Annotated in this window: 14 protein-coding genes; 4 read left to right on the plus strand and 10 right to left on the minus strand. The window is 71.3% G+C overall.

The features are described from left to right. Positions 1 to 190: 190 nt before the first annotated feature. From FV242_RS21195 to FV242_RS21205, 3 genes are all read right to left on the minus strand, one after another. On the minus strand, positions 191 to 478 hold the full coding sequence (locus tag FV242_RS21195) for a hypothetical protein (RefSeq protein ID WP_147940281.1): 288 nt from the start codon (positions 476 to 478) through the stop codon (positions 191 to 193). Between the two features lie 139 nt (positions 479 to 617). Next, positions 618 to 902, minus strand: a complete 285-nt coding sequence (locus FV242_RS21200; protein ID WP_187193509.1) for a hypothetical protein — start codon at positions 900 to 902, stop codon at positions 618 to 620. Positions 903 to 1,086: 184 nt separating this feature from the next. Then, positions 1,087 to 1,347, minus strand: a complete 261-nt coding sequence (locus tag FV242_RS21205) for a hypothetical protein (protein ID WP_147908668.1) — start codon at positions 1,345 to 1,347, stop codon at positions 1,087 to 1,089. 519 nt (positions 1,348 to 1,866) lie between these two features. Here FV242_RS21205 and FV242_RS21210 point away from each other — a divergent pair. Continuing rightward, positions 1,867 to 4,329, plus strand: a complete 2,463-nt coding sequence (locus FV242_RS21210) for an EAL domain-containing protein (RefSeq protein ID WP_147940282.1) — start codon at positions 1,867 to 1,869, stop codon at positions 4,327 to 4,329. 101 nt (positions 4,330 to 4,430) lie between these two features. Here the strand turns inward: FV242_RS21210 and FV242_RS21215 are convergent, their stop codons facing one another. Then, positions 4,431 to 4,715 (minus strand): hypothetical protein, encoded by a 285-nt coding sequence (locus tag FV242_RS21215; protein ID WP_147908670.1) that lies wholly within the window; start codon positions 4,713 to 4,715, stop codon positions 4,431 to 4,433. Positions 4,716 to 5,101: 386 nt separating this feature from the next. On the opposite strand from FV242_RS21215, the gene FV242_RS21220 reads away from it, so the two are divergent. Continuing rightward, positions 5,102 to 5,356, plus strand: coding sequence for a hypothetical protein (locus tag FV242_RS21220; RefSeq protein WP_187278499.1), 255 nt, complete (start codon positions 5,102 to 5,104; stop codon positions 5,354 to 5,356). 62 nt (positions 5,357 to 5,418) lie between these two features. Here the strand turns inward: FV242_RS21220 and FV242_RS21225 are convergent, their stop codons facing one another. Beyond that, positions 5,419 to 5,733 carry a hypothetical protein gene (locus tag FV242_RS21225; RefSeq protein ID WP_147908672.1) on the minus strand — a complete coding sequence of 105 codons (315 nt, stop codon included), beginning with the start codon at positions 5,731 to 5,733 and terminating at the stop codon, positions 5,419 to 5,421. 405 nt (positions 5,734 to 6,138) lie between these two features. Next, positions 6,139 to 6,423 (minus strand): hypothetical protein, encoded by a 285-nt coding sequence (locus FV242_RS21235; protein ID WP_147908674.1) that lies wholly within the window; start codon positions 6,421 to 6,423, stop codon positions 6,139 to 6,141. Positions 6,424 to 6,605: 182 nt separating this feature from the next. Here FV242_RS21235 and FV242_RS21240 point away from each other — a divergent pair, with 182 nt between their 5' ends. Next, a complete protein-coding gene (locus tag FV242_RS21240) occupies positions 6,606 to 7,901 on the plus strand; it encodes a TAXI family TRAP transporter solute-binding subunit (protein ID WP_147940285.1) in 1,296 nt (431 codons plus the stop codon). Positions 7,902 to 8,185: 284 nt separating this feature from the next. Then, positions 8,186 to 8,713: a hypothetical protein gene (locus FV242_RS21245; protein ID WP_147908676.1), complete on the plus strand. Its 528-nt coding sequence runs from the start codon at positions 8,186 to 8,188 to the stop codon at positions 8,711 to 8,713. 119 nt (positions 8,714 to 8,832) lie between these two features. Here the strand turns inward: FV242_RS21245 and FV242_RS21250 are convergent, their stop codons facing one another. From FV242_RS21250 to FV242_RS21265, 4 genes are all read right to left on the minus strand, one after another. After that, positions 8,833 to 9,201, minus strand: a complete 369-nt coding sequence (locus FV242_RS21250) for a hypothetical protein (RefSeq protein WP_147856340.1) — start codon at positions 9,199 to 9,201, stop codon at positions 8,833 to 8,835. Positions 9,202 to 9,324: 123 nt separating this feature from the next. Beyond that, a complete protein-coding gene (locus FV242_RS21255) occupies positions 9,325 to 9,567 on the minus strand; it encodes a DUF6522 family protein (protein WP_147908677.1) in 243 nt (80 codons plus the stop codon). A 129-nt stretch (positions 9,568 to 9,696) separates the two neighbouring features. Next, positions 9,697 to 10,062, minus strand: coding sequence for a hypothetical protein (locus tag FV242_RS21260; protein WP_246692799.1), 366 nt, complete (start codon positions 10,060 to 10,062; stop codon positions 9,697 to 9,699). A gap of 182 nt (positions 10,063 to 10,244) precedes the next feature. Beyond that, a partial coding sequence (locus tag FV242_RS21265; RefSeq protein ID WP_281407088.1) for a TCP-1/cpn60 chaperonin family protein occupies positions 10,245 to 11,014 on the minus strand: 770 nt, incomplete at its 5' end.

An 11,014-nucleotide genomic window follows, 5' to 3' on the forward strand; every position in this document is an offset into this window, starting at 1 on the left:
CCGCTTCGATACGCCAGACCTGGACCGACCCCTGCGCATGCGCACCCCTGCTCAAAACCGCTCCCCCTTCGTCACCGCTCCCGCGCGGCCGGCCCATCGCGCCGGACAGCGGAATTGGAACGGTGCGCTCCCATTCGAATGCGGCCCGTCGTCCCGCCGAACGCCGGAGACCGCCCTTCGGGACGATGCCCTATCCGACGGTCACGGCACCATCGATCGGGTTCACCGCGACGACGCGCGGCCCGCGGATCTCGGGGTCCCGCTGCTCCCATGCGGACAGGGCCGCGTTGGCGGCCTCGACCAGCGCTCCGGGCGAACCGGTCCCGACCTCGGGGCGGATCGCCTCGACGAGCCGCGCCAGGATCGTCTGCTCTTCGAGCGGGTGGGCCGGCATCGTCGCCTGCCGGCAGAACGCGGCGTAGACGTTCATGGCAATCCTCCGGGCGACGCGGTCGGCGTCCGGTGTGTCGTCAGCCATCTGTCCGTCTCCCGATCGCCTGCAGCGTGCGGACCTCCGAAGCGGAGACCGGCTGGGCGCCAGCGCGCGTGACATCAAAGCCCGAGCGGCGAACTGGGTTGCACTGCGATCGGCACCGCTCCCGCCGCGCGGCAGCCGCTCAGTCGTCGTCGGTATCGGCCGGCGAGCCAGGCGGCAGGGGGCCGTCATCGATGACGCCGCGGTCGCCGTAATTGTCGGGCACGCCGTCGAAGCCGACGACGCCGTCGGGATTGTCCGGCGTCACGTTCGGGTCGACCGGCCGGATGCCGTCGCGGTCGAGGCGCCTGTCGAGCCGGTCCATCCGCCTGAGGTCGCGCTGGACCGGGACGTCCTGCATGCTCTGCGCCAGCGCCTCCGGTGCTGCCGTGAGGGCCATGACGGCACCGAGAGCCAGAAGCCTCATGTCGGATCGCCCTTCGCGTTCAAGTCCACGCCCGCGGATGGTTGCCGGCAGCGTCGGCATATTCGTGCGTACAGTGGCGGTGATTGCTCGGGGGATCAACGACAAGTGGCGGGCTGTCCCGCCTCCTGTTCGGCTTGCGGCCGCCCGGGCGAGTCGCGCGTGGGCCCGCCCGATGCCGCGACCGTCAATCGACCCCGCATCCTTCCGCACGCTCCCGCCTGCGGCGTTCCGCGTTCTGCTGCGCCTGCTCCTGCCAGCTGTCCTCGGGCGGGATCACGGCGACCCTGTCGGACTCGACGGCCAGGGCGTCCAGGTCCCGCATCCCGGTGGGCAGAGAGCCGGTCGTCTGCGGGTCGTCGCAGCCCGGCCCGGACCGGTCGCCCCGGGCGAGGGCCGGGCCCGCGCATACGATCATCAAGGCCAGGAACGCGAAGCGGTTTTTCATGCGGGATGCCAAAGGAAGCCGTCGAACGATCCGTCGGCGGCGGGCGGAGAGCCGGGCCGGCGTCGGATCGTGGGTACAGAAGAGGGGTATGGGGAAACGCTTAACGAAAAAGAGCCCGCCGCGGCTTGTGCCGAGCGGGCCCGAAGGGGTCGTCTTGGGAGGAGCCGTCACCTACCGCGCGTCCGACGGCCGGGCCACCGGTCATGAGGCATGGCCGACGCGCGCTGGCGGCATGTAACCGCCACGCTGGCAGGCTTGAGAACCGTCCCTAAGAGCAATCTTCGGGGCCTTTCGCGCTTATCGACGGCGATTCTCCGTGCCGGATGGGTGGGCCGGGCGCGAAGATCCGGCAGGCTCGCATCGGAGTTCGAGCCGGGACTGTCTGGTCATGCCGCGCAAGAGACGACGCGATGACCCGGAACAACCCTCCCGAGGGGTGAATTCTTATCCCGAAATGCAACTTCTGATTAGTATTGGCCGCGCTATCGTGCGCCCGTATTGCCGCGTGGCGAGGCTCCCATGTACCGCGCTTTGGCCTGCCTGACCGACGAGCACACCCCTTGGGTGGTTCCCCTGGCAGCCTGTGTCTGCTGGATCTCGTGCTACGTCGCCCTGCTGCTCGAGCAGCGCGTGCGCAAGGGTGGCGCCTGGGCGCCGAGCTGGCTTCTGGCCGCCAGCTTCTCGGCCGGCGCCGGCATCTGGAGCACCCACTTCATCGGGATGCTCGGCTACGATCCCGGTGTCGTCGTCGGCTACGAGGTCGCCACCACGCTGCTGTCCCTGATCGTCGCCATCGCGGCCGCCCTCGTCGCCTTCACGCTCCTGCGCGCCGCGCATCAGGGCTCGCCCTGGGCGGAGGCCGTCGCCGGCGTGGTCCTGGGCGGCGGCATCGCCTGCATGCACTTCCTGGGCATCGCCGGCGTGGTGCTGCCCGGACATTTCGAATGGGATCGGACCCTGGCCGTCGTGGCGGCGACGATCGGCTGCGGCCTCTCAGGCGCTGCCCTGATGGTCCACGGACGCGGCGGCGACGCCAGGACCCGGGTGGCCGCCGCCACGATCCTGACGGCGGCCATCGCCGGGCTGCACTTCCTGGCCATGGCGGCGGCGCGCGTGGTCCCGGACCCGGCGCAGGAGACCCTGGATCTCGGCCTCGCCCGCGGCGCGGTGGCGGGCGGCATCGCGGTGATGATGGCGGTGATCCTGGCCTTCGCGGCGCTGGCGCTGATGCTGGACCACCTGCGCACCATCAACGCGGCGCTGGCCCGCCAGGGCCTCGCCCTGCGCGAGAAGACCCTGCTGCTCGACATGACCCTGGACAGCATGGACCAGGGGCTGATCCGGGTGGACGGGCGCGGCACGGTTCAGGTGTGCAACGAGCGGGCCTTGGCGCTCCTGGACCTGCCGCGCGCGATGATGCTGGGAGCCCCGAGCTACAAGGCCGTCCTGCGCCATCAGCTGCGCCACCGCGAGCACAACCGCACCGATCGGTCGTACCGGGACTGGATCGAGCGCGGCGGCCCGGAGCAGGCGCATGTCCACGAGCGCGTGCGCCCGAACGGCCTGGTGCTGGAGATCCGGACCGTGCCGCTGCCGGACGGTGGCTTCGTGCGGACCTTTACGGACATCACCCAGCGCAAGGCCGCGGAGGCCGAGGTGGCGCGGCTGGCGCGCCACGACATCCTGACGGGCCTGCCGAACCGCGGCCTGTTCCGGGAGCATCTCGACGGGTGCCTCGCAGAGATCGCCGTCCGGGGCGGCACCGCTTCGGTCCTGTACCTCGACCTCGACGGCTTCAAGGGCGTGAACGACACGCTCGGCCACCAAGCCGGCGACGACCTGCTGCGCAGCGTGGCGGACCGGTTGCGGTCGTCGGTGGGGGATGGCGTCGTGGCCCGCCTGGGCGGCGACGAGTTCGCCGTCCTGCTCACCGGCGGTCCCGAGGAGGCCGTCGCGGTCGCCGAGCGCCTGACCGGCCTGTTCGCGGCACCGCTCCAGGTGGGCGGGCAGCGGATCGGCGTCGGCCTGAGCGTCGGCATCGCCCTGGCGCCGGAGCACGGGGTGAGCGCGGAATGCCTGTACCGGCGGGCCGACCTCGCGCTCTATCGGGCCAAGGCGGAGGGCCGGGGCACCTTCAGGGTGTTCGGGGCCGACATGGACGAGGAGGCGGAGGAGCGCCGGGTGCTGGAGAGCGACCTGAGGCAGGCGCTAGCGGACAACGCGCTGAGCCTGCACTACCAGCCCCAGGTGGACGGCGCCTCCGGCGCGCTGGTGGGGTTCGAGGCGCTGGTGCGCTGGACCCATCCCGTGCGCGGCCAGATTCCGCCCGGTGTGTTCGTCCCCCTGGCCGAAGAGACCGGGCTGATCATCGCGCTCGGCGACTGGGTGCTGCGCGAGGCGTGCCGCGAGGCCGCGACCTGGGCGCCGTCGCTCAAGGTCGCGGTGAACCTGTCGCCGCGGCAGTTCCAGAAGCCGGACCTGCCCGAGACGGTGCTGGCCGTGCTGGCCCAGACCGGCCTGTCGCCGGACCGGCTGGAATTGGAGGTCACCGAGAGCGTCATCATCAACGACATGGCCCGGGCGATCAACATCCTGCGGCGCCTGAAGAGCTTCGGCGTCCGGATCAGCATGGACGATTTCGGCACCGGCTACGCGTCGCTGGCGACCCTGCAGGCCTTCCCGTTCGATAAGATGAAGATCGACCGCTCGTTCGTGGCGCAGCTCGGCGTCGATCCGCAGGCGGCCGTGATCGTGCGGGCCGTGCTGAGCCTGGGCCGGAGCCTCCGGATGGGGGTCGTCGCCGAGGGCGTCGAGACGCCCGCGCAGAGGCGGTTCCTGGCCGACGAGGCGTGTGGGGAGATGCAGGGCTACCTGTTCGGGAAGCCGCGCCCGATCGGCGACTACGCGGACCGGCTCAGCCATCCCGACCAGACCGACGCGGCGCTGCCGCGCCTGGTCCAGCTCATCAGGGCATCGGCCTGAACCGCGGAAGCCGCGGGCCCGGGGATCCGGGTCCCGCGCAGGCTCCAGGGGCCGTGCCGGGCGCCAAACGAACACATCTCGGGGCGTCGGGGCCGGCCGGCTCAGCCGTGGGGCGTGCGCCGCCGGGCCGAGGACCGCGCCTCCACCCGCCGGGACGCGGTCGCCGCACGCATCCGCGCGGCCCGTGCACGCTCGAGGTCGGCGACGCCGACCGGCCGCGGCGGGCCCTCGCGGGTGAACGGCATCCGGCTGCGGATGTCGCCGTAATAGTCCGAGCCGCTCATGCCGAAGCCGCCAGCCGCCACCGGACCGTCCAGGAGCGGTTCCCCGGCCGAGGCGGCCGTGGCGCAGCAGACGAGGAGGGCGGCGGCGAAGATCGTGCGCATGCGGGAATCCTGGCAGCGGAGGTGCGGCCGTTTTGCGGCCACGGACGCAGCGTCGGCGCAAGCGCCGGGGTTCCGGCCGCTCGGCCCCGCCCCGATCTGCTCACGGGGCGGGGGAGCGTCCGATCTCACCAGCGGTCGAGCCCATACGCAACGCGGCTCGCGACTGGGTATGCCGGAGCGCGGTTAGCGGATCCTGCGGGCCGGTCGGCCGAGCGTTCCCACCGCGGGACTCGTCCGCTCGCGGGTGCCCGCGGACGCGGCCGCGAAGGGTGCGGAAACCCGCACGCGTCGCGGCTCGTTGCCGATCGGACAGGACGGACGCGGCCCTCGCGTCGGCGTATCGATCACGCGCTGGAAGACCGCTCGGCAGGATGTGGGGTTGCCCGATGAGACGCGCGACGGCGATGAGGCTCGTGATCGCGCTCGCCGGCTTCGCCTCGGACCCCGCCGCCGCCCAGCATCGCGGGGCCGACCGGCCGCATCGGCGCGGCACGATCGAGCGGCTGCGCTTCGGCGTCCCCCCGCCGCCGGCTACGACGCTGCGCCCGGCCGACGACGGCATCATCCATTGGAACACCCCCAACAAGGACGGCAATCTCGGCGGTCCCGGAACGGGTGGCGGCGGCGGTGGCGGCGGTTGAGGCATCGCCTCGGAAGATGGCCGCCGGCTTTCTGAACACGACGATGCGCGAACGCGGATCGTTCAGCCGCCGCCGTTGTCGCCGCTCCCGCCCCCGCCGGTCTGGGGAACACCGCGCTCGGGCTGGCTGGCGTTGCCGCCCGCGGCCGTGTCGGTCGTGATCGTCGCCGCGCCCGTGCCGGTGGGCGCGATGACGGCCGTCGTGCCGGGGCCGCCGTTCTTGGCGCCGTCCGGGACGACGACCGTTCCCGGCGGCGTGCCGGGGGCCACCTGCCGGGGCGGTCCAGGCTGCTTGATCGGCGCCGGACCGGTATGGGTCTGGGCAAGGGCCGGCGCGGCTGCAGTGAGGGCAAGAACAGTAAAGACGGCCTGACGCATCATGGGCTCCTCGACATCCTGGTTGCAGGGTGCGCGTTGCACACGGTCTTCGAGCCAAAACGTACCGCGGGAGCCGGAGTTTCCTTCCGGCAGCCCACGGGATCGAACCGGGCGCTCCAGGACGGCAGGGGCGTCGGAGGGATGCCCGAGCCGAAGCGCCGGTCGAGAAGCCCGCCGCGACGGGGCCGGAGGCTGAAGCGTCATTCCGAAAGGTGGCCGCCGGCTTTCGGAAGACACGCGGAAGGAACGATGCGGATCACGGAGCGCGTGCATCGCTCCGGTGCCGGTATCCGGCATGACGCGCCAGCCTGCTCGCCGGCGACGTGTAGGCCGGTTCGGCGCAAGCGAGCGCGTTATTTCGAGGCCTGAGCGATGACCCCGATCGCACCGTGATCGGGACCAGATCTAGCGTCCGCTCGGGGCGGCGTAGCTGCCGGTCGTGCCGTTGCCGCCGCTGCTGCCGGCCGGCGCGCCCCGCGTGGTGTTCCGCACGAAGCTCGCACCCGGATATTTCCGCTGCGTCCGCGCCATGCTGCCCCGGCGCATGTGGTGGCGCCGCATCCGGACCTGGGTGAGCAGGGCGGACGGCGTGGCCAATCCGGCGCCGGGACCGGCAGGGACGGCCGCAGCAGGCAGGCACAGGATGACGAGGCCGACACCGGCCAGCGCTGCGAGAGAGGGGATGCGCATCGGGATTCCTCCTGCCGCGGCACGAACGGATCGCCCCGGCGGATGGAGAAGTCCGTGAGCCGCCCTCCGGTTCACGGACCCATGCGACGCGGAAGGGTCGCCGTCGGACGGCGAGCGGTCGGCCCGGACCCTTAGGCGCCCTCTCACGTTATGCTGTCGGCTCGGCAGGCAGCGCGGCACGGATGATCGGGCGGTCCAAGACGACACTCATCGCCCTGAGCGTCATCGCGTGCGCCGCGATCGTTGCCGTGCTGGTCCACCTGCTGCTCGGCCTGCTCGCCCTCGACATCGCGGTCGCGAAGACCAGCACGGAGGATCGAGAGGCGGCCCAGGCGCTGACTCAGCTCTTCGAGACCCGGCATCCGCGGGTCCGCATCCGGACGATCTTCGAGCCGGACCGCCTCGGGGCAGCGGAGGCCCTGGACCGGGGCAAGACCCAGCTCGCCCTGGTGCGCAGCGATGCCGCCCCGAAGGACGGACAGACCCTGGTCATCCTGCGCCGAGACGCCGTGGTGTTCGTCGCGCCCGGCGGCAGCGCCGTCGACAGCGTGGCCAAGCTGCGCGGCAGCACGGTCGGGCTCCTCGACGGGCGAAAGCTCGATCCGCGGCTGCTCGACCTGATCCTGACCCATTTCGGCGTGCCGCTGGGCAGCGTGCATCGCAGGATCCTGAGCCTGGACCAGCTGGCCGAGGCCGCCCGCACCCGGCAGATCGGTTCGATGTTCGTCGTGGCCCCGGTCGGCAGCGCGCTGTGGCTGCCGCTGTTCACGGCGCTGCGCAAAGGCTCCGGGGCGGTGAAGCTGTTCGAGGTCGACGAGGCGGCGGCGATCGCCAAGGAGCATCCCGTACTCGACACGATCGACGTGCCCAAGGGCGCCTTCCTGGGCTCCCTGCCGGCGCCGGGCGACGACATCACCACCCTGTCGGTCAGCCACCGGCTCGTCGCCAGGGGCGCGATGCCCGACTGGCTCGCCGGCGAGATCACCCGCGAGGTCCTGACCGGCAAGCCGCGGCTCGTGGCGCTCGACGACGACCTGGCCGGCATCGAGGCGCCCGACACCGACGACAAGGTCCAGGCGCTCCCCATCCATCCGGGTGCCGCTTCCTACCTGACCGGAAACCAGCCGAGCCTGGCGGATCAGGCCCAGAACGGGGCCTACTGGCTCGGGCTGATGATCAGCGCGGCGGCCTCGCTGAGCGCGGCGGGCATCGGCCTGTATCGCCGCTTCCGGCCGCGGCGGCCGCCGACCCGGGTCATGCGCCTCCTGGAGATCTGGCTGTCCGTGTCGGGCGCCGAGCCCGCCGAACTCGAACGGCTGGAGCGGGAGGCCGACGCGCTCGCCGCCGAGGCGATCCGGTCGGAGGCGCACGGGCGGACGGAGAGCGTCGAGATGCGCCTCGTCGCCCTGCTGGTCACGCATGTCCGCGAGGCCGTCCAGAGGCGCAGGCGCGCGGCGCGAGAGACGCTCCAGCCTTGAACGGCCCGGTTTCGACGCCGGCTCGGCCGCCGGTCCCGGGTTGGCGACGCGCGAACCCGATCGGCCCAAATCGGCACCGCCGCCACAACCGTGAAGCGCAGAAGGCAGTACTTCGACTGTGCTATGGAGCCGCGGCACTTGAGGTCATCCCAAAAGCCTATGCTGCACGAACAGGATTGTTGATCTCCGCGCTCGACAACGCGCGGTTCAGTCCCGTATGATGCTTGAACGTTGCCGGCACATTTTGCGCCGCCGGGCACGTTAGTCTCAGGAATTCCGCACACATGAAGCGCCGGAGCGCGCGGCCGTTCACGGTCGAAGTCAAGCATACCCGCACCTCCCGCGTCGCGCTGGTCGATACGACGACGCGGCACCGCGACAATCCCGACCAGTGGTGGGACATTCCGCCGGACACCGCCGACAAGCCGGCCGAGGCCGCATTCGCGCCCGCCGTTCCTGTCGAGCCGGTGCCGGCCGAGACCCCGGCCCGCCGGGTGCTGCCGAGCCTCGTGCCGATGTTCGCGACGGCGAGCGAGCCCGAGGCCGACGCGGCGGACGAAGCCCCATCGGTCGAGCGCCTGCCACGGGTGCGCCGTGCCAAGGCCGTTTCGAAGCCGGCTTCGAAGGTGCCGTCCAAGCGGGCGCAGACGCCGGTCGTCGCGGTGGCGCGGCCTGTTCTCGCCCCGCCGCCGGTCGCGGTCGTGAGCCAGCCGGCCGCGATGCCGACGCGCCCGATCCGGCTTTCCCGGCAGGGCGACACCCTCAAGGCCGGCGAGCGCTGGAAGCGACGGTTGCCGCGCAATCTCTGGTGATGGGATCCGAGGCCGCCCCGCGGTAACGCTGCGGAGCCCCCGAAGCCCCGCGGCGTCTCTCCCCCGGTTACGACCCTCTTGCAGACGGTATCGGGCAGCGCGCAGCCGTCCGGACGTCCTCAGATGCCGACACTGGCTGCGCCGGCCTCCGCGGCCTGGCTGACGGTCGCACCGTTCCGGAGCGCCATCGCGATTGCGGTCGAGGCCGTGTCGACGGCCTCCGCACGGTCCTCGCCGTAATCGTACATGCTGTTGGCCTGCGACCCCAGCCGGGCGTGAAAATTATCGGGAAAGTTCTTGTCCATCCGCTGTTTCAGCAGGTTGGTCGCTGCATGATAATCACTTTCGAACCCGGATGACTGATAAGCCGGGGCCGCATCGTAGGTCCCGCCCTCCTTGTCGGCAGCAGCTTTGCGGTTCTTGTGGTCGATCGTCTGCGAGAACAGGAAGCCGATAACCTTGGCCATAAGCCATCTGAAGGCGTTCATGTCGGTCCTCGGCGAGAGCAGCGGCGGAATCTCTTCAGGTCTGTACCACGCATTGTCCCGGCGCCGCGGCTTTCTTGGCCGCGATGACCTTTTGCCCGGCCACGAATCGCTCCGGGCGGCCCGTCACCATCGCTCCTCGGCGATGAGCGCCCCGCTCCCATCGAAGATGCCCCGCCAGCCCTTGTCGAGCAGGCGAACCGTCACGCGGGTCTGATCCGCCTCCGCGCCCGAACCGGGCTTGATGCGGGCCTCGACCTGGCCGAGGCGTTCCTGCTGCTTGAGCACGGCCATGGTGACGCCCAGACGCGACGCGAGTTCGCGGGGATCGACGATCCAATCGCCTTTGTGACCGAGATCAAGCCGCACGGAGCGTATCCTTCATCCCCACGGAAAGCGGGACAGAGCCGGCTGCCAACGACGCCGCCGTCGGACTTTAGCGCAGCCGGAGCATCATCCCGAAGGGGGCGCCGGGTTTCGGGACGACGACGGTGCGGCTCAGGAGGCGCGGGCCGTATTGCGGCGCTTGCGCGGTGTCCTGTGATGGGGCCGGGCCGGGTGGCGCCGGACCTGGACCCGGGGCGGCGGCGCTGCCTGCGGCACGACCACCGGGACGCCGTCATGCTCCGCGATGACTTCGCGCGCACGCGCGACGCTCATGTCGCAGGCGCTGGTCATGCCCTGGAGAGCGCCGAGCGCGCGATTGTATTCGGGAAGGTTGCTGCAACCGGGAACGCCCCAGGCCCGGGCCGGGGCGGGCGCCGCCAGGAGGCCAGTCGTCACCAGCGCCAGGATGACGACGCAGGGGGCGAGCGGCGGGCGGAGGGCCAGGACGATCCCGTCCCGATGGGTCTGCACGCGCATCGAAATCTCCCGACCGGCACCAGGGACAACCCGCATCGGCCCGCTTGGTGCGGTGTGGACGGGGTCGCCGTTGCGGACGGCGCCGGCCCGGATCGATGATCCGGGCCGGCTTACAGATGACGACCCGGCGCGGCCGCGAAAGGCACCCGCGCCGGGTCGTCGTGTCGAGGTCTGGAGCCGGCTTAGAAGTCCATGCCGCCCATGCCGCCCATGCCGCCGCCGCCCGGCATGGCCGGGGCTTCCTTGCGCGGCAGCTCGGAGATCATCGCCTCGGTGGTGACCAGCAGGCCGGCCACGGAAGCCGCACCCTGGAGCGCCGCCCGGACGACCTTGGACGGATCGACGATGCCGGCCTGGAGCATGTCGACATACTCCTCGGTCTGGGCGTTGAAGCCGTAGGTCTCCGAGGCGTTGGCCAGGATCTTGCCGACGACGATCGAGCCTTCGACGCCCGAGTTCGAAGCGATCTGACGGATCGGGGCCTCGAGCGCCTTCAGCACGATCTTGATGCCGGCCTGGACGTCGGGGTTGTCGCTGGTGAGGCCCTGGGCGGCCTTCTTGGCGCGCAGCAGCGCGGTGCCGCCGCCCGGGACGATGCCTTCCTCGACAGCCGCGCGGGTGGCGTGGAGGGCGTCGTCGACGCGGTCCTTCTTCTCCTTGACCTCGACCTCGGTCGAACCGCCGACGCGGATCACCGCGACGCCGCCCGCGAGCTTGGCCAGGCGCTCCTGCAGCTTCTCGCGATCGTAGTCCGAGGTGGTCTCCTCGATCTGCGCCTTGATCTGCGAGACCCGGCCCTCGATGTCGGTCTTCTCGCCGGACCCGTCGATGATCGTGGTGGTCTCCTTCTCGATGCGCACCCGCTTGGCGCGGCCGAGCATGTCGAGCGTCACGTTCTCGAGCTTGATGCCGAGGTCCTCGGCGATCATCTGGCCCTTGGTCAGGATCGCGA

This window comes from Methylobacterium sp. WL64, assembly GCF_008039945.1.
In the GTDB taxonomy this organism is placed as follows: domain Bacteria; phylum Pseudomonadota; class Alphaproteobacteria; order Rhizobiales; family Beijerinckiaceae; genus Methylobacterium.